Source organism: Pseudoalteromonas sp. HL-AS2 (assembly GCF_031198805.1).
Taxonomy (GTDB): Bacteria; Pseudomonadota; Gammaproteobacteria; order Enterobacterales; family Alteromonadaceae; genus Pseudoalteromonas; species Pseudoalteromonas nigrifaciens.
Map to the genome: position 1 here is coordinate 963,049 of NZ_CP133571.1, position 17,100 is coordinate 980,148.

A 17,100-nucleotide genomic window follows, 5' to 3' on the forward strand; every position below is an offset into this window, starting at 1 on the left:
TATGGCAACGTTAAAACCTATGCCAGTCGCAACAAAAATTTCTGCACCATTTTGGCAGGCGCTAAAAGAAAATCAGTTAAAAATTCAGCAATGTAAGCAGTGCGAAGGGTGGGTGTTTTTTCCACGTAATCATTGTAGTCATTGTTTAGCGCACGAGCTGCAGTGGCAACAAGTGAGCGGTGAGGGCACCTTATATTCATACACCCTTACACGTATTCCAACTATGCCAGAATTTAGTGACGAAATGCCGCAAGCATTAGCCGTGGTCGAACTAGCTCAAGGCGTTCGTATTAATACCACGTTAATAGATGTGGCAGAGCAAGACATTAAAATAGGCATGCCTGTTAAAGCGGTGTTTGATAAAGTGAGTAGCGATGGCGATACCTTGCTACGTTTTACCTCTATTAATAATGCCGGTGGTGTGCGTGAATATACCAATCCGCTCAATGGGCTTGAACGCAACGACAAAGGGCAAGTACAAGTACCGCTAAGTAACCTTGCTGCGCTTTATGCACTGGCCGATAATAAATATACCGACTGGAGTAACGTGGTTGTTGTTGATCAAGACCTGATTAACGCTTTTGCCGATTTATCGGGGGATGATTACTGGTTGCATACCGATCCTGAGCGCGCAAAAACAGATAGCCCGTTTAAAACCACCATTGCCCATGGCTCGTTAGTACAAGTGCTGCAGTCGCGTTTAACGATTGCACTGCCATTTGAAATTATCGGCTTTAATAACATGGTTAACTATGGCTCAAATCGTTTGCGCTTTCCTGCGCCAGTGCCTGCGGGCGCAACTATTTATGGCCGTAGTAAGGTAAAAGACATTAGCGTGTCGCACAAAGGGGTGCAATTAACCCTAGAAATGAACATTCATGTGGTTGGCAATGATAAACCAAGTGTGATCAACGATTTGGTGATCCTGTATCGCTAAACACTGTAAATAATTTGGTAAATATAAAGCCGCTGAGCAACATTATTGCTCAGCGGCTTTTTGTTTTTTTAGTTTTAAGCTTATGACTCTTAATGCTTTTTTTTCGTTTTTTTGGTTAGTCTCAATGGACGATGAAGCATTAGTAATTTGCCCTAATAATGAACCTAATCACAATTTTGTAAGAGAGGGTTCATGGATATTCGCGCATTAGGTTATTTCGTAGCACAGACTGACGCTCCACAAGAGTGGCAACACTACGCAGAGCAAGTATTAGGGATGATGACGGCGCCAACTGACGACGGTGGATTCTACATCAAAATGGATGAGCGCCCATACCGCATGTTGGTTATACCCGGCGCAGACAAGCGCTATTTTGCTTCTGGTTGGGAACTAACAGGTGCAAAAGCTTACAACAACGCTAAACAAACATTACTTGATAAAGGCATTGCTTTTGAAGAGGCTAATAAAGCCTTATGTGAGCAACGCCGCGTACAAAATATACTCATAGTTAATGACCCAGCTGGTAATCGTCATGAACTGTATTGGGGTCATGTTTCAGATTGCCAACCGTTTACTTCTCCTCAAGGTGTACCCGCTTTTATTACCGGCGATATGGGCCTTGGCCACACCGTACTACCTGCGCCAAATTTTGATGAAACCTTTGCGTTTTTAACCGACGTATTAGGGTTTGAATTATCAGATTTATTTAATTTTAAACCTGCACCAGAGGCCGATCCAATTCGCATTTACTTTATGCATTGTGGCAACGCACGTCACCACAGTTTAGCTATTTGTGAATTTCCGGTACCAAGCGGTTGCGTGCATGCCATGGTCGAAGTTGAAAACATGACAGAAGTAGGCCGCGCTCACGACAGACAACAACAACATCAAGTACAACTGTCGGCCACTTTAGGTCAGCACCTTAACGACAAAATGACCTCATTCTATATGAAAACACCATCAGGCTTCGATTTAGAGTATGGCTTTGGTGGTTTACAAGTTGAAAACTGGGAAGAGCATTGCGCTTTTGAATTTAGCCGAGTGAGCCTGTGGGGCCACGATTTCTCAGTAGGAGAAAAATAATGAATAAAGTAAAAACAACAGCGCAAATGGTGGCTGAGCTAAGTGATGGCATGACAATTGGCATAGGTGGTTGGGGCCCGCGCCGTAAACCTATGGCGCTTATTCGCGAAATTATAAAATCGGATCTTAAAGATCTTACTATTGTGGCGTATGGCGGCGCCGATGTGGGTATGTTATGCGCAGCCGGCAAAGTAAAAAAATTAATCTTTGCGTTTGTATCGCTAGACTTTATTCCACTAGAACCTTTTTTTCGTAAAGCCCGTGAACAAGGCGAGCTTGAGCTAATGGAAATTGACGAAGGTATGTTGTTACTTGGCCTTCGTGCTGCGGCGTGGGGCTGTCCTTATATTCCAACTCAAGTTGGTTTAGGTACAGATGTACTTACCCACAACCCAGATATTCAAGTGATTGATAGCCCCTATGACGATAAAGAATGGGTGGCAATGCCAGCGCTTAAACTCGACGCTGCACTGGTACATGTTGATCATGCTGATGAGCGTGGTGTGTGCCAGATTTCAGGTCCAGATCATTACCTAGACGATTGGTTTGTACGCGCAGCAAATAAAAGCTATGTCACCTGCGACAAGCTAGTTAGCAGCGATCATTTTTATGATCGCACAGCGGCAGATAAAGTATTTTGGGAACGCAGCTTAACAACGGCCGTAAGTGAAGTACCTGGGGGCGCGCATCCAAGCAGTTGTCCGCCATTTTACGGCATTGATAATAAACATTTGCTGCAATATAACAAATACGCAAAAGAAGGCGGCTTTAGTGCTTACTTTGATGAGTTTATTAACAATAAATCAGAGCAAGAGTACCAAGCTAAATTAGGCGGCATCGATGCGATCCGTCAAATCCCTAACACAAGTTACTAAGGCAGGACATTAAAATGACAGCAACTCAATACAGCTTGGCAGAATTAATGATTTGTGCCGCAGCAACCGCATTTGATAACGATGGTGAAGTGCTTGCCACCGGCATTGGGGTTATTCCGCGTTTAGCGGCGAGTATTTCTATGAGTACTAACAACCCAGATTTAATGATGACAGACTCAGAAGCCTACTTACTGAGTGAGCCAAATCCGATTGGCGCACGTGGCGATGATTTTGTACAGCGTAACGAAACATGGATGGGTTTTTCACGCATTTTTGACAATGTGTGGAGCCGTAAACGCCACGCCATGATAGGGCCAACGCAAATTGATAAGTACGGGCAAAGTAATATTTCAGCCCTAGGGGGCGACTACGATAAACCTAAAATACAAATGTTAGGCGTACGTGGTTTACCGGGTAACTCAATTAGCCATGCTAACTCGTTTTTTGTACCAAGCCACAGTAAACGCGTATTTGTAGAGCAAGAATGTGATGTGGTGTGCTCAATTGGTTACAACCCAGCACGTTTGCCAAAAGGTTATCAGCTATCGGATGTCGATATTCGTTTAGTGATCACCGATATTTGTGTGATGGATTGGCAAGGTCCAGAGCATCAATTGCGCTTAGTGAGCGTTCACCCTGGTGTGAGTGTACAAGAAGTAATTGAAAAAACAGGCTTTGAAATTCACGTTGAGGCAAACACTCCAACCACACCAGCACCTACAGCTGAGCAGTTAGCATTAATTGCTAAATTGGATCCGCACAATATTAGAGCTAAACAGCTAAAAGACAACCCACCGGGTGTACGCCCAGAGGAGTCGTAATGAGTGAAGTTCAAACAATAGATGACGTAGTGTTATACGAAGTGCGCGCTCAAGTGGCGGTTATTACCATGGATCGTCCTGAATATAACAACGCGCAAAACTCGCAAATGACCTACGCGCTAGATAAGGCTTTTCAGCTTGCGTGTAACGACGACGAAGTAAAAGTAATTGTACTTGCCGGTAACGGCAAGCACTTTTCTGCTGGTCATGACATTGGCACCCCTGGGCGCGATGTTGATAAAAGCTTTGATCGTACTAACCTTTTTTACGATCACGCTAATAAGCCCGGCGGTGAGTTTTTATATGCTCGCGAGCACGAAGTGTATTTAGGAATGTGTCGTCGCTGGCGCGATTTGCCTAAGCCAACGATTGCTATGGTACAAGGTGCCTGTGTGGCAGGTGGCTTAATGCTGGCGTGGGTATGTGATTTAATTATTGCCGATGACAAAGCATTTTTCTCTGATCCGGTTGTGCGCATGGGTATTCCTGGGGTTGAGTATTTTGCGCATGTGCACGAGCTTAATCCACGTATTGCCAAAGAGTTTTTATTTACCGGCGATCGTATGTCGGCAGACCGTGCTTATCAAATGGGCATGGTGAATCGCGTAGTGCCAAGGGATAATTTAGAAGAGACGACCTTTACTTTAGCTAATCAGATTGCACAAATGCCACGACTGGGTTTGCAATTAACTAAGCAAGTAATTAATAACGCCGAAGATTTAATGGGTAAACGTTCAACCATGGATATGGCGTTTGGTTTGCATCATTTTGCGCATGCGCATAACGAAACAATATCGGGTGACCGCTTAGGTGGCTTTGACGCGAAAGCGATGGCTCAAGCCAATAAATCAGCAGCCAAGGAAAAATAAATATGAGCACAGAGCACAATAATGCCGATGGCCGCTGGAATACGCCGTTAACAGAGGCACTGGGCTGTCGTTATCCGATTATTCAAACGGCGATGGGCTGGGTCTCTGATGCAAACTTAGTAATAGCAACAACGCGTGCGGGCGGTTTTGGTTTTTTAGCTGGCGCGACGATGAACACTGAAGAAGTGGAAAGTGCCATAAAAAAAGTAATTGCTGCCACAGGGACCAGTAATTTTGGTCTTAATTTTCATATGTTTCAAGAAAACGCGCAGCAATGTCTTGATTTAGCTATTAGTTACAAATTGCGTGCGGTGAGCTACGGACGCGGCCCCGATAAAGCCACTATTGAGCGACTCAAAACGGCAGGTGTGCTGTGCATTCCCACCGTAGGCGCAGTAAAGCATGCAGTAAAAGCGGTTGCCATGGGCGCCGATATGATCACCATTCAAGGCAGTGAAGGGGGCGGTCATACTGGCAGCGTACCGAGCACTATTTTGTTACCGCAAGTGTTAAATGCGGTGTCGGTACCAGTAATTGCCGCAGGGGGCTTTTCGTGCGGGCGTGGTTTGGCCTCAGTATTAGGCGCAGGCGCTGCAGGTATGGCAATGGGCACGCGCTTTTTGCTGACCTGCGATGCACCCACGCCAAAAGTCACCCAGCAGCGTTATCTTGATACTAAAGACAGTGCCGATATTCGCATTTCTACCGCGGTAGATGGCCTGCGTCACCGGATGATCAACACGCCATTTATTGATGATTTAGAGCGCTCGGGTGGTGTTAAGCGCTTATGGTTGGCACTAAAAAGTGCGCGCCATTGGCAAAAAGAAACCGGCATGACATCGCTGCATATGCTCAAAGTGTTTTTTAATGGCCTGCGTGAAGATCCCAAAGCTGCAGCAACATTGGTAATGTCGGCTAATCAACCGGTGTTAATTCAAAAATCTATGGTTGAAGGCAAACCCGACGAAGGTATTTTACCCAGCGGCCAAGTGGCGGCGGTAATAAATAACTTACCTAGCGTTGAGACACTAATAAACGAAATTATCGCCGAGGCAGACACCTGTCTTGAGCAATTGTTAATCCGCCGGACTAACCGGTCAGTCGAAGAAGAGGCCTAAGCTATGAACCCAGCATTTAAAAGCCATATCGAAAACGGTATCGCCGAAATAATTATAAATAAAGCACCGGTAAATGCACTCGACAGTGCTGAATGGCAAGCGCTCGCCGATCTGATCAACAGTATTGGCCAAAATTTGGCTGCTCGGGTATTAATTATTCGCTCAGAAGGGCGTGGTTTTTGTGCCGGTGTTGATATTAAAGAGTTAGATAAATACCCAGAGCGTATTGTTAGCGTTAACGCCGGCAATTACGAAACGTTTAAAGCGGTACATTTGTGTCCAATACCAGTAATAGTTGCGCTGCATGGTTATGTGCTGGGTGGCGGTATTGGTATTACTGGTGCGGCCGATATTGTGGTGGCGTCAGAATGTACCACTTTTGCGCTACCAGAAGTAGATCGTGGCGCTATGGGCGGCGGCGCGCATTTACAGCGCTTATTTCCGGTGCAAAAAGTACGTTACTTGTTTTTTACTGGCGAAACTATTTCGGTACAAGATGCCGATAGATACGGCTTTATTGAACGCATTGTACCTAAAGAGCAATTACGCGATACCGCGCTGGAAATTGCCAGCAAAATTGCCGCAAAAAGCTCCGATATGATCCGCATTGCTAAAGAAAGCCTAAATGGTATTGAAGACGGTGACCTAGAAGCTAAATACCGTTGGGAGCAAGGGTTTACGCTGCAAGCTTATACCAGCCCAGATTCTGCTGAAACCCGCCGCGCGTTTGTAGACAAACGCGAAGCGAATTTTTGAGGCCGACTATGAAACTAACTTATACAACAGAGCAACAAAATTTCCGTATGGAAGTGCGTCAGTGGCTTGCAGAAAATGTACCTGCAGAAAAACTGCCCACTTACGACACCAAAGCAGGCTTTGAGCTGCACCGCCAATGGGAGCGCAAGCTACATAAAGCGGGTTTTTCAATGGTTATGTGGCCTAAAGAATATGGCGGCCGCGGGTGTAACTTAATTGACTGGCTTATTTTTGAAGAAGAATACTACGGCGCAGGTGCACCAGGGCGAGTAAATCAAAATGGCCAGCTATTACTTGGCTCTACTTTACTCGAATTTGGTACGGAGCAGCAAAAGTCGCACTTTTTACCACGTATGGCATCAAGTGAAGACATGTGGGCGCAAGCCTGGTCTGAACCTAATGCCGGCTCAGATATGGCCAACATTAGTAGTAAAGCAATTCGCAATGGCGACCATTACATTGTGAATGGCCAAAAAACCTGGTCTACCCGTGCTACTTATGCCGATTGGGCATTTGGCTTGTTTCGCTCAGAAGCGGGTTCGCAGCGCCACCATGGTTTGTCTTTTTTAATGGTACCGCTGGATGCACAGGGCGTAACTATTCGCCCAATTAAAGCGCTGGATGGCGAAGATGCCTTTGCAGAAATATTCTTTGATAACGTCAAAGTACCGGTTGAACACCGCATAGGCGAAGAAGGCAAAGGCTGGCATGTGGCAATGGCAACGGCAGGTTTTGAGCGGGGTTTGTTGCTGCGCTCACCGGCGCGTTTTCAGCAACCTGTGCGCAAACTAGTACAACTGTACCGGGATAACAAAGCGGCTGCCGATCGCGACCCAGCCATTGGTGCTGCGGTGGCTAAATGTTGGGCTGATGCAGAAGCCTATGCGTTGTCGGCTTACAACACTGTAGGACGTATTAGTCATGGCGATAAAATTGGCGCTGAATCGAGCCTAAATAAAGTGTTTTGGTCAGAGCTAGATTTGCTCATTCATCAAACGGCGATGGATATTTTGGGTACTTGTGGTGAGTTACTCTCATCGGCAGCACTTGCCGAGGAGCATGGTTATTGGTTAAACGGCTTTTTATTCTCTCAAGCTGGGCCAATTTATGCGGGTGCCAATGAAATTCAACGAAATATTGTTGCTGAGCGTATGCTTGGCCTACCTAGATAGCGAGTGAAACTATGGATTTTACCTTTACTGAAGACCAATTAATGTTTCGTGAAGCTATCAGCCGTTTTTTAATGACTGAAGCAGCACCAGAAACACTACGCGAAATATGGGAAACCGACGCGGGTCGCTCTCCCGAATTAAGAAATAAAATGGCAGAGCAAGGGCTTACTGCGCTATCGGTGCCAGAGCAGTTTGGTGGTTTGGGAATGGGCGATATAGCGTGGTCATTAATGACCCAAGAGCTAGGTTATTACGCTATTCCTGATTCGCTTGCCGATACGGCTTATGTAGGCAGTGGCGTATTTTCAGCCCTTGATGATAGCGTGGCTTGTAAAGCTGATTACTTAGCTAAAATTTGCGATGGCGAGCTGCGCTTAGCTATTGGCCATCAATGCAGTGAGCTGGTATCGGATGCACATTTAGCGCAAGTACTACTTATGCAACACGCTGATGAAGTGCATTTAGTACCGCGTGAGCAAGTGGATAACGTCGTTAATTTAAGTATTGATTCGTCGCGCCGCTTATCGCAAGTAACTTGGCAGCCAACAGCCGAAACCTGTATTGCACAGGGCGAGGCGGGCAAAAAAATATGGAATGACACGCTTAATCGCGGGGCGCTCTCGGTTGCTGGGCAATTACTCGGTTTAGCGCAGCGCATGCTCGATTTAACCGTTGATTATAGTGTACAGCGTAAACAGTTTGGCAAAGCAATTGGTAGCTTTCAGGCTGTTAAGCACCATTTGGCCGATGTAGCAGGAAAAATTGAAATTGCAAAACCAGTACTGTATCGCGCGGCGTGTTCACTAGAAAATAACCATCCTTTAACAGACGTGCATGTTTCACAAGCGCGTAATTTTTGCAGCGAAGCAGCCGCACTTGCAGCGCGCCACGGGATTCAAATCCACGGTGCTATGGGTTATACCTGGGAAGTAGACCTGCAAATGTTTATGAAACGCAGTTGGGCATTAAACAACACCTGGGGTGACAGTGTTTTTCATCGTGCACGAGTGCAAGATTATGTACTTAACTCTGATGTCGATTTGGCTCCTTCTAAAACTTTTGAGGCGATACTATGACCCATGCATATATTGTAGACGCACTGCGTACACCTACAGGCAGACGCAAAGGGGGCCTTGCCCATGTGCATGCCATAGACTTAGGTGCAGCAGTATTAAAACCTTTGGTTGAGCGCAATAACATACCAGCAGAAGATTACGATGATGTGATTTTTGGCTGTGTAGACACGATAGGCTCGCAAGCAGGAAACATTGCCCGCACCAGTTGGTTAGCGGCGGGACTAGCAATGAATGTACCGGGTACAACGGTTGATAGACAATGTGGCTCATCGCAACAAGCCGTGCATTTTGCTGCGCAAGCGATTATGAGCGGCACGCAAGATGTGATAGCGGTAGGGGGCGTGCAAACAATGACGCAAATTCCTATTTCGTCAGCAATGCTTGCCGGGCAACCACTTGGCTTTAGTACGCCATTTGCAGAGAGTAAATTGTGGCATGCCCGTTTTGGCGATGCGCCGGTAAATCAGTTTTATGCCGCTCAGCGCATTGCTGATCATTGGGGTATAAGTCGCGCCGATATGGAAGTGTTTGCGCTAGAAAGTCATCGCCGTGCATTAGCAGCCGCAGCAGAAGGACGCTTTGATCGCGAAATAGTGGCGATTGAAGGATTAACATTTGATGAAACACCTAGAGAAAGTAGTTTGGCTAAAATGGCAGAACTTGAGCCGGTTGACCCTACTTACCCAAGTATTACCGCAGCGGTTTCGAGCTCAGTGTGCGATGCATCAGCAGCAATGCTTATTGTGTCTGAGCGCGCATTAAAAAAATATAACCTGACCCCAAGAGCGCGTATTCATCATGTTAGTGTGCTGGGAGATGATCCTATTTGGCACCTTAGAGCACCTATTCCAGCTACTATTGCGGCATTAAAAAAAGCGAATCTTACGCTTGATGATATTGATTTAGTAGAAATTAATGAAGCGTTTGCCTCTGTAGTAATGGCATGGCTAAAAGAAACCGGTTACAGCCATGAAAAAACTAATGTTAATGGTGGTGCCATTGCACTGGGCCACCCCCTTGGCGCTACCGGCGTGCGCTTAATGACCGGGTTATTACATGAATTAGAGCGTACAGGCGGGCGTTATGGCCTACAAACAATGTGCGAAGGCGGCGGTTTAGCCAATGTCACTATCATTGAACGATTATAATTAAGGAGAAAGGTATGGGTATTTGCCAACAGCGTACAGTTATTATTACCGGAAGTGGCGGTGGATTAGGCCGTGCTTATGCACTTGCCTTTGCCGCAGAAGGCGCCAATGTGGTAGTGAACGACATTCGTCTTGATGCTGCAAAAGCAGTGGTTGATGAAATTATTACTGCCGGCGGTAAAGCAATTGCTAATAGCAGCGATATTACTACCACGGCTACGGCGCAGCAGATAGTAGATGATGCCATTGCCGCTTTTGGCGAAGTGCATGTGCTAGTTAACAATGCCGGCGTACTGCGCGATGGTATGTTTGTTAATTCAGATGAAGATGCCTGGGATATGGTAATGCGAGTGCACCTTAAAGGGCACTTTTGTTTAGCCAATATTTTAAGCCGTCGCTGGCGCGATCAGTCAAAAGCAGGTAACCCAGTAGCTGCACGTATTATAAACACCAGCTCGGGCGCAGGCTTACAAGGCTCGGTAGGGCAAGCAAACTATTCTGCGGCAAAAGGCGGTGTTGCTACGCTTACTTTAGTACAAGCGTCGGAATTGGCGCGTTACGGTATTACTGCTAATGCATTGGCACCGGCAGCACGCACCGCAATGACCGAATCAGCAATGCCTGATCTAGTGAAAAAGCCAGAAGATGATAGCTTTGATGCTTGGGCACCGGAAAATGTAGCGCCGCTGGTTGTTTGGTTAGGCAGTGAGGCATCATCTGCCGTAACAGGGCAAATATTTGAAACGCAAGGCGGGCGTATCTCATTATGTGATGGCTGGCGCACTGGGCCTACTATTGATAAAGGCGCACGCTTAAATGTAAATGAAATTGCCGGCGTGATTGATCAATTAAATGCCCAAGCTGTGGCACCACAAAAGGTATGGGGTAGTAAATAATGACTAAGATAGATTTAGATAGACGACGACTTATACAGGCGTGCGGCGCAATTGGTGGTGCGTCTATGCTAGGTTTATCACTTGCAAGTCAAGCATCGGCGGCTGCAACAGTAAACACTCCTAAACAGCCGCTTGGTGACTACGACAGTTGGGATATGTCGACCATGGCGGATTTATTACGCCAAGGCGATATTAGCCCATTAGAATTAACCGACAGTGCAATTGCAAGGTTTGAAGCAAATGCTGCGCTTAATATGATAGCCGTTAATCATTTTGAGCAAGCGCGTGAGCAAGCACAAAAGTTAAACCAATTAAGCACTGCACAGCGAACGGCTAAAATGGCCAGCGCGCCGCTGTTGGGAGTGCCGTTTGCGCTTAAAGATTTAGGCGTAACTATGGCCGGTACTATTACCACTAATGGTTGTCGTTTTTTTAAAGATAACCGTGTGGCTGAAAATTCAACCTTAGTTAATCGCTATCAAGCAGCGGGACTAAATATTATGGCTAAGCTTACCAGTCCTGAGTTTGGTCAAACGCCTACAGGTGAGTCGAGCTTACATGGCGACACGCTTAACCCGTGGGATACCCGCTATAGCAGTGGTGGCTCCTCGGCAGGCTCTGCAGTGGCGGTTGCCGCGAGAATTTTACCCGCAGCTCATGGTAGCGATGGTGGCGGCTCTATTCGTATACCTGCATCGCATTGTGGACTATTTGGGCTCAAACCAAGCCGTGGCCGGGTGGCATCTGGCCCCACTAACTTAGAAAGCTCAATGGGGTTATCGGTTCATCATGCGCTTACCCGCAGTGTGCGCGACAGTGCATTGCTGCTGCAGCTAACACAAGGGGCAGAGCCAGGGTCGCGTGTTACCCTGCCCAACGATAATATGTTAGCTGCGGTTAACGCCAAACCAAAGCCTCTTAAAATAGCATTAATGCAAAGCCATCCGTTTGGTTACCCTGTGCATCAAGATTGTAGCGACGCCTTAGATAAAACCGTTAAATTACTGACTAGTTTAGGCCATATTGTTGAAGTAGCACAGCCAACCTTGCCACTTGAGCAAATGTTTAACGGCATGGGCATAGCCACTTCAAGCGGTATGCTTAATGCGGTACAAGCTAGAGAATTAAAACTAGGGCGTGCAGCACGCGAAAACGAATTTGAAGCCATTGTTTGGGGACACCTGCAGCGGGCTAAAGAATTTACAGCTCAGCAAATGCTAGCCGCCCGCAGTGCCTTTGATCAAGGCGGGCAAGCTTTTGACGTGTTTTTTAACGACTACGACTTTATTTTGACGCCAGTGACCACAGCGCCACCACCAAAAATTGGTGAGCTTAGTTTAAATCAACCCTACGACTCATTTGTGCAACAGGTATTAAAAGCATCGCCCATTGCAGCGTTATTTAATATGACAGGTTTACCAGCAATGTCGGTGCCACTGCATTGGAATAAGAATGGCTTGCCAATTGGTGTGCAGTTTGCCGGTGCGTATGGCAGTGAGGCGCAGTTGCTTACGCTGGCCGCGCAATTAGAGCAAGCCGCTCCGTGGGCAGATAAAAGGCCGCCTATATTAAGCTAAGGCACAAAATATAGAGATGCTAAGCAGAAAAAGAGCTAACTAGGCTCTTTTTTAGTTGTAAAGTAGTAACTATACGGCGTTAATTCAGTTGCAGTTAACTATCGTAATGAGTTAGCAGTAGCTGCAATCAGCTTGGTTGTTAAATATTAGGCAAAAAAAAGCCCAGCTAAGCTGGGCTATAAAATATTCTAAGGAGAAGTGCTTAATTTTGGGTTACAGTAAATTGCCCAAAAGTATAAACTTTAAACAAATAAAATGTATTGATTAACACCAAACTCATATTCGAAACAATACTCGACGACATAAGATCTAAGCTAAATGATAAAAATAGCAAACCACAGGCACTAACCGCGGCAATACGCAGTAATGTGAGTTGGTTAATAAAGAATGCACCTAAACCTAGTGCAAGTAATATCGTGTTTAAAAGCCAATCTAGCTCGTTCAGCATGGTAGTTTCAATAGTTCATTTGTTGAAAAAAGGAGCGCCATTATGTTGATCTTTTGCACACCTTTCAACCAAGTAATTTTAAATTTTCAGATTAGTTTTTTTAATGCTAAAAGTAAGCTTTTATTGCCGCAATAATTCCATTATCGGCAATTACTTTATATTTTTGACAGCTTTTTGAGTTAACCGTATCAGTACATAAATAAAGTGCCTTACGCTTACTGTCTAGCTGTGGCTGTAAGTTTGAATCGAGGAGCGTTGCGCCGTAACCAAATACCCCAGGCCAATAAATGCTATTACTCACCATACCTAATTTATGATAACTAAGCAGTGTAGGCTTAGGGATTATAATTATTATAAATAGTAATAGTCCAAGCGTGGCCAGCAAGCTGCTTTTAGATTTTTGCGCTGCTTTATTGTTAGCGCTTGTATTAGCACTTTGTTTAATATTATTAGGCTTTGTAGCCGTACTGCGGTTTTGCTTGTTTTTTGTTGTTTTTGTACTTCTAGGTGCTTTACCTAGTAATGATTGTTTTTTTGTATTTGTAGACATAAAGCAAATCTGGCCTTTTTGGTGTAGTTCTCTATAATAAATAACTGTATTTAAAGCAAATGATAGCATTTGCAAACATTGCTTTTAGCCTATAAGGATCAAATATGAACACGCAGCTTGCAATTTTAATCGTTGATGACGTTAGTACTGTGCGCAGCTTTTTAAGCCAAACATTGATGCATTTAGGCATAGAAAACGTAAAAGAAGCATCAACTGCCGCACAATGTATTAATGAGTGTCGTGCTGCAAATTATAACATGATTTTTTTAGATATAGAGTTACCTGATGGCGATGGTAAAGAGTTAATTGAGCAAATTAATCAACTGAACCCAGAAACAAACGTGGTTATGGTGTCGGCGCACTCAGGGGTTGAAAATGTAAAAGATGCAATTGATAAAGGGGCTAAAGGTTTTGTGGTAAAGCCTTTCTCTCCTAAAAAAATAGCAGCTATGCTGAAAAAGTTTTATCCCGAGCTAGAAGGGGTTTAATAACTTACGCGCCATTTTATTAAAAGCGCTTATTTAAGCGCAACTGCCCTAAATAAGAATATGTGATGATGGTGCTGTGTGAATTGGCTACATACCTGTTTAATGCTGTAAATATTAAATATAAAGCAAAAAAAAACCGGCCAAGGCCGGTTTTTATATTCTTGCAAAAACAAATTATAGTGCTTTAATTTTAGCAGCTATGCGGCTCTTATGACGAGCAGCTTTGTTTTTGTGAATTAGACCCTTAGTTGCGTAACGGTCTAGGATAGGTGTAGCAACAGAAAAAGCTTGCTGTGCAGCTTCTTTATCACCAGCTTCAATAGCTACGATTACTTTTTTGAAGTAAGTACGCATCATTGAACGACGACTTGCGTTGTGCTGACGGTTTTTTTCGCTTGTAATAGCGCGTTTTTTTGCAGACTTGATGTTAGCCAAGGTTTGCTCCTAACAATCTTAAATAAAGCTTAAATTAAAGGCCGTGGAATATGCCTGTTTTTATCATGAATGTCAATTTAATTTTGACAATCCAAGAAAAACTGCTCCTTATAACGAACATCAATTTGCCGCTCTAGCAGTTAATATCGACATTGTAACAAAGCATGAGGATTCAGCCTAGTGCTTTAAAGCGATTTATAAAAAAGACTATGGCATAATTACTTATCTTAATGATTTTTAGTGTGGGTTTGCGGTGTCAAAAGGTTTATTTCGCTCCGGTATGATTGTTAGTTGTATGACAATGATATCGCGTATTTTAGGGTTAGTTCGCGATGCGGTTGTTGCAAACCTCCTGGGAGCCGGTGCTGCGGCCGATGTTTTTTTGTTTGCTAATCGAATTCCTAACTTTTTACGTCGTTTATTTGCAGAAGGTGCGTTTGCTCAAGCATTTGTACCTGTATTAAGCAAAATAAAAGAGCAGCAAGGCGACGACAAGGTTAAACTTTTTGTTGCGCAAGCAGCAGGAACCTTAGGCACTATTTTATTAATAGTGACAATTGTAGGTGTGGTTGCGTCTCCGGTTATTGCTGCACTATTTGGCACAGGTTGGTTTATAGATTGGTGGCAAGGTGGCCCTGATGGCGAAAAGTTTGAACTTGCCAGTGCATTATTAAAGCTGACATTTCCGTATTTGTTTTTTGTAAGCCTTGTGGCGCTAAGTGGGGCGGTTATGAATGTATATAACCGCTTTGCTGTGGCTGCGTTTACCCCAGTGTTATTAAATATATCTATTATTTTGTGTGCTATTTTTTTACATGACCAATTTTCGGTAGGTGCATATGCATTAGCTATCGGTGTATTTATTGGTGGTGTGGTGCAATTACTGTTTCAGTTGCCTTTTTTATATCGGGCAAAAATGTTGGCGCGCCCGCGCTGGGCTTGGCAAGACGAAAATGTAAAAAAAGTACGTAAATTAATGCTGCCTGCTTTGTTTGGAGTATCTATTAGCCAAATAAACTTATTGCTCGATACCGTTATTGCTTCATTACTCATGACCGGCTCAATTGCTTGGTTGTATTACTCAGACCGTTTAATAGAGTTTCCGCTGGGATTATTTGGTATTGGTATAGCAACGGTTATTTTACCGGCACTGTCAAAATTACACAGTAGTAAAAAAAGCAGTGATTTTCAGCATACCTTAGATTGGGGGGTGCGTTTTGTAATATTTTTGGGCCTGCCTGCTATGATAGGGTTAATGATTATTAGCCCACTTATTATTACTGTGTTGTTTGATCATGGTGCATTTAAAGAAGCGGGGATTGATCATGTTAAAGCGGTGAGCTTAGGGGTAATGGCTTATTCGGTTGGTTTAGTCAGCTTTATGCTAATAAAGGTATTAGCCCCTGGATTTTACGCCCGCCAAGATACTAAAACCCCAGTGCGCATTGGTATCATTACCTTGGTACTTAATATGGTGTTTAATATAATGCTTGCGCCTTTTATTGGCTATTTAGGATTGGCCTTAGCCACTTCAATGTCGGCAAGTTGTAATGCATTTTTGCTTTACAGGCAGCTTAAAAAAGAAAATGTGTACCAGTTTTCGTCAATGAGCTTATATTTTACCCTTAAATGCTTTGTTGCAAGTATTGTTATGGGGTTACTGGTTTGGTTTACCAGCGAGCAGTATAGTTGGACGACTTGGCACTTTAGCGAACAGGTTATTTTACTCCTAGTGTTGCTAGCAATTGCAGGGTTAAGTTACTTTACGCTGTTATTTTTGATGGGTGTGCGACTAAATACGATAAAAAGTGTAGCAATTACTGAATCGAACTAAAAAAAAGATTATAATCGGCAACTCTGCAACTTCATTCAATTTTGAGTTGTGAATTAATAACTCGCTTAAAAAGGCATTGGGTGGCATGGAGTTAATTAGAGGTATACACAATATTCGCTCACAACATTTTGGTTGTGTGCTTACTATTGGTAATTTTGATGGTGTTCACTTAGGTCATGCTGAAGTATTAAAAGGCTTACTTATTGATGCTAAAGCAAATAATTTACCTAGTACGGTAATGTTGTTTGAGCCTCAACCACAAGAGTTTTTTGCTAAAAGTAATGCGCCAGCGCGTTTAACTCGCTTACGAGATAAACTGCTATTGCTCAGCGAGTTAGGTATTGAACGAGTTATTTGTATTAGCTTTAATCAGCAATTTGCAAATATGCATGCAGAGCAATTTGTTAGTGATATTTTAATTAAAAAGCTAGGCGTTAAAGCATTAACGGTTGGTGATGATTTTAGATTTGGCAAGCAGCGACAAGGTAATTTTGACTTACTAGTAAGTATGGGCAAACAAGCGTGCATGGATGTTAAAAGCACCGCGAGTTTTCGCCAATTAAATGCTAGAGTAAGTAGTACTTTAATTCGTGAAGCGCTTGCCGCTGGTGATTTAAGCACTGCAAAGGTAATGCTTGGTCACAACTATGCCATTTCGGGGCGTGTTATACATGGTTGGAAACGTGGCCGAGAGCTGGGTTTTAGAACCGCAAATATAGCGCTTAAACGTCAAGTTTGCCCGGTAAATGGAGTGTTTGCTGTGCAAGCAACCATAGCAGGGAAACAAGTTTATGGGGTTGCCAATATAGGCAATAAGCCCACTTTTAATGGAACTCGTGCCTTATTAGAAGTTCATCTTTTTGATTTTGCACAAGACATTTATGGACAATTTATGCATGTGGAGTTGATTAAAAAACTCCGCGATGAGAAAAAATTCGAGACATTAACACAATTAACGGCGCAAATAGCAACTGACGTTGCCGCCGCTAAACAGTGTTTTGGTTTAAATTAGGTAGC

Annotated in this window: 18 protein-coding genes; 15 read left to right on the forward strand and 3 right to left on the reverse strand. The window is 44.1% G+C overall.

Features of this window, described 5'->3' with window-relative positions:
- Window position 1 precedes the first annotated feature (1 nt).
- The 12 genes from RB215_RS04575 to RB215_RS04630 all read left to right on the forward strand — a co-directional run bounded on the left by RB215_RS04575 (window position 2) and on the right by RB215_RS04630 (window position 12,328).
- Window positions 2-937 carry an OB-fold domain-containing protein gene (locus RB215_RS04575; protein ID WP_058372857.1) on the forward strand — a complete coding sequence of 312 codons (936 nt, stop codon included), beginning with the start codon at window positions 2-4 and terminating at the stop codon, window positions 935-937.
- 192 nt (window positions 938-1,129) lie between these two features.
- Window positions 1,130-2,020, forward strand: a complete 891-nt coding sequence (locus RB215_RS04580) for a VOC family protein (RefSeq protein ID WP_011327592.1) — start codon at window positions 1,130-1,132, stop codon at window positions 2,018-2,020.
- Complete coding sequence (locus RB215_RS04585) at window positions 2,020-2,895, forward strand: CoA transferase subunit A (protein WP_058372859.1); 876 nt, start codon at window positions 2,020-2,022, stop codon at window positions 2,893-2,895. Before RB215_RS04580 ends, RB215_RS04585 begins: the two co-directional genes overlap by 1 nt.
- A gap of 14 nt (window positions 2,896-2,909) precedes the next feature.
- Entirely contained in the window at window positions 2,910-3,716 is an 807-nt protein-coding gene (locus tag RB215_RS04590) for an acyl CoA--acetate/3-ketoacid CoA transferase subunit beta (protein WP_011327594.1), read from the forward strand.
- Entirely contained in the window at window positions 3,716-4,585 is an 870-nt protein-coding gene (locus RB215_RS04595) for an enoyl-CoA hydratase (protein WP_011327595.1), read from the forward strand. The genes RB215_RS04590 and RB215_RS04595 overlap by 1 nt, the downstream gene beginning before the upstream one ends.
- 2 nt (window positions 4,586-4,587) lie before the next feature.
- Window positions 4,588-5,703, forward strand: a complete 1,116-nt coding sequence (locus RB215_RS04600) for a nitronate monooxygenase (protein WP_309216949.1) — start codon at window positions 4,588-4,590, stop codon at window positions 5,701-5,703.
- A gap of 3 nt (window positions 5,704-5,706) precedes the next feature.
- Window positions 5,707-6,459 carry an enoyl-CoA hydratase family protein gene (locus tag RB215_RS04605; protein ID WP_089367916.1) on the forward strand — a complete coding sequence of 251 codons (753 nt, stop codon included), beginning with the start codon at window positions 5,707-5,709 and terminating at the stop codon, window positions 6,457-6,459.
- An 8-nt stretch (window positions 6,460-6,467) separates the two neighbouring features.
- Entirely contained in the window at window positions 6,468-7,631 is a 1,164-nt protein-coding gene (locus RB215_RS04610; RefSeq protein WP_011327598.1) for an acyl-CoA dehydrogenase family protein, read from the forward strand.
- Between the two features lie 11 nt (window positions 7,632-7,642).
- Window positions 7,643-8,707, forward strand: a complete 1,065-nt coding sequence (locus RB215_RS04615; protein ID WP_309216950.1) for an acyl-CoA dehydrogenase family protein — start codon at window positions 7,643-7,645, stop codon at window positions 8,705-8,707.
- Window positions 8,704-9,855 (forward strand): acetyl-CoA C-acetyltransferase, encoded by a 1,152-nt coding sequence (locus RB215_RS04620; RefSeq protein ID WP_306287362.1) that lies wholly within the window; start codon window positions 8,704-8,706, stop codon window positions 9,853-9,855. The genes RB215_RS04615 and RB215_RS04620 overlap by 4 nt, the downstream gene beginning before the upstream one ends.
- A 14-nt stretch (window positions 9,856-9,869) precedes the next feature.
- Window positions 9,870-10,751: an SDR family oxidoreductase gene (locus RB215_RS04625; RefSeq protein ID WP_089367919.1), complete on the forward strand. Its 882-nt coding sequence runs from the start codon at window positions 9,870-9,872 to the stop codon at window positions 10,749-10,751.
- Window positions 10,751-12,328, forward strand: coding sequence for an amidase (locus RB215_RS04630; RefSeq protein ID WP_309216951.1), 1,578 nt, complete (start codon window positions 10,751-10,753; stop codon window positions 12,326-12,328). The genes RB215_RS04625 and RB215_RS04630 overlap by 1 nt, the downstream gene beginning before the upstream one ends.
- A 202-nt stretch (window positions 12,329-12,530) precedes the next feature.
- Here the strand turns inward: RB215_RS04630 and RB215_RS04635 are convergent, their stop codons facing one another.
- On the reverse strand, window positions 12,531-12,776 hold the full coding sequence (locus RB215_RS04635) for a hypothetical protein (RefSeq protein ID WP_011327603.1): 246 nt from the start codon (window positions 12,774-12,776) through the stop codon (window positions 12,531-12,533).
- A 106-nt stretch (window positions 12,777-12,882) separates the two neighbouring features.
- Window positions 12,883-13,326, reverse strand: a complete 444-nt coding sequence (locus RB215_RS04640; protein ID WP_182683967.1) for a hypothetical protein — start codon at window positions 13,324-13,326, stop codon at window positions 12,883-12,885.
- Between the two features lie 104 nt (window positions 13,327-13,430).
- Between RB215_RS04640 and RB215_RS04645 the strand changes: the two genes are divergently transcribed.
- Window positions 13,431-13,814, forward strand: coding sequence for a response regulator (locus RB215_RS04645; RefSeq protein ID WP_011327605.1), 384 nt, complete (start codon window positions 13,431-13,433; stop codon window positions 13,812-13,814).
- 174 nt (window positions 13,815-13,988) lie between these two features.
- Here RB215_RS04645 and rpsT read toward each other — a convergent pair whose 3' ends face one another.
- Window positions 13,989-14,249: a 30S ribosomal protein S20 gene (rpsT, locus tag RB215_RS04650; protein WP_002958225.1), complete on the reverse strand. Its 261-nt coding sequence runs from the start codon at window positions 14,247-14,249 to the stop codon at window positions 13,989-13,991.
- A 295-nt stretch (window positions 14,250-14,544) separates the two neighbouring features.
- On the opposite strand from rpsT, the gene murJ reads away from it, so the two are divergent.
- Both murJ and ribF read left to right on the forward strand, forming a co-directional pair.
- Window positions 14,545-16,083 carry a murein biosynthesis integral membrane protein MurJ gene (murJ, locus tag RB215_RS04655; protein ID WP_375144248.1) on the forward strand — a complete coding sequence of 513 codons (1,539 nt, stop codon included), beginning with the start codon at window positions 14,545-14,547 and terminating at the stop codon, window positions 16,081-16,083.
- Window positions 16,084-16,168: 85 nt separating this feature from the next.
- Window positions 16,169-17,095 (forward strand): bifunctional riboflavin kinase/FAD synthetase, encoded by a 927-nt coding sequence (ribF, locus tag RB215_RS04660; protein WP_309216954.1) that lies wholly within the window; start codon window positions 16,169-16,171, stop codon window positions 17,093-17,095.
- Window positions 17,096-17,100 lie beyond the last annotated feature (5 nt).

Bases quoted from the DNA above. Each gene is read 5' to 3' on its own strand.
- ribF (WP_309216954.1), top strand. From the start codon at position 16,169: ATGGAGTTAATTAGAGGTATACACAATATTCGCTCACAACATTTTGGT.
- RB215_RS04625 (WP_089367919.1), top strand. From the start codon at position 9,870: ATGGGTATTTGCCAACAGCGTACAGTTATTATTACCGGAAGTGGCGGT.
- RB215_RS04595 (WP_011327595.1), top strand. From the start codon at position 3,716: ATGAGTGAAGTTCAAACAATAGATGACGTAGTGTTATACGAAGTGCGC.
- RB215_RS04610 (WP_011327598.1), top strand. From the start codon at position 6,468: ATGAAACTAACTTATACAACAGAGCAACAAAATTTCCGTATGGAAGTG.
- RB215_RS04605 (WP_089367916.1), top strand. From the start codon at position 5,707: ATGAACCCAGCATTTAAAAGCCATATCGAAAACGGTATCGCCGAAATA.
- murJ (WP_375144248.1), top strand. From the start codon at position 14,545: ATGACAATGATATCGCGTATTTTAGGGTTAGTTCGCGATGCGGTTGTT.
- RB215_RS04640 (WP_182683967.1), bottom strand. From the start codon at position 13,326: ATGTCTACAAATACAAAAAAACAATCATTACTAGGTAAAGCACCTAGA.
- RB215_RS04600 (WP_309216949.1), top strand. From the start codon at position 4,588: ATGAGCACAGAGCACAATAATGCCGATGGCCGCTGGAATACGCCGTTA.
- RB215_RS04630 (WP_309216951.1), top strand. From the start codon at position 10,751: ATGACTAAGATAGATTTAGATAGACGACGACTTATACAGGCGTGCGGC.
- RB215_RS04615 (WP_309216950.1), top strand. From the start codon at position 7,643: ATGGATTTTACCTTTACTGAAGACCAATTAATGTTTCGTGAAGCTATC.
- RB215_RS04635 (WP_011327603.1), bottom strand. From the start codon at position 12,776: ATGCTGAACGAGCTAGATTGGCTTTTAAACACGATATTACTTGCACTA.
- RB215_RS04590 (WP_011327594.1), top strand. From the start codon at position 2,910: ATGACAGCAACTCAATACAGCTTGGCAGAATTAATGATTTGTGCCGCA.
- RB215_RS04580 (WP_011327592.1), top strand. From the start codon at position 1,130: ATGGATATTCGCGCATTAGGTTATTTCGTAGCACAGACTGACGCTCCA.
- RB215_RS04575 (WP_058372857.1), top strand. From the start codon at position 2: ATGGCAACGTTAAAACCTATGCCAGTCGCAACAAAAATTTCTGCACCA.
- RB215_RS04620 (WP_306287362.1), top strand. From the start codon at position 8,704: ATGACCCATGCATATATTGTAGACGCACTGCGTACACCTACAGGCAGA.
- RB215_RS04585 (WP_058372859.1), top strand. From the start codon at position 2,020: ATGAATAAAGTAAAAACAACAGCGCAAATGGTGGCTGAGCTAAGTGAT.
- RB215_RS04645 (WP_011327605.1), top strand. From the start codon at position 13,431: ATGAACACGCAGCTTGCAATTTTAATCGTTGATGACGTTAGTACTGTG.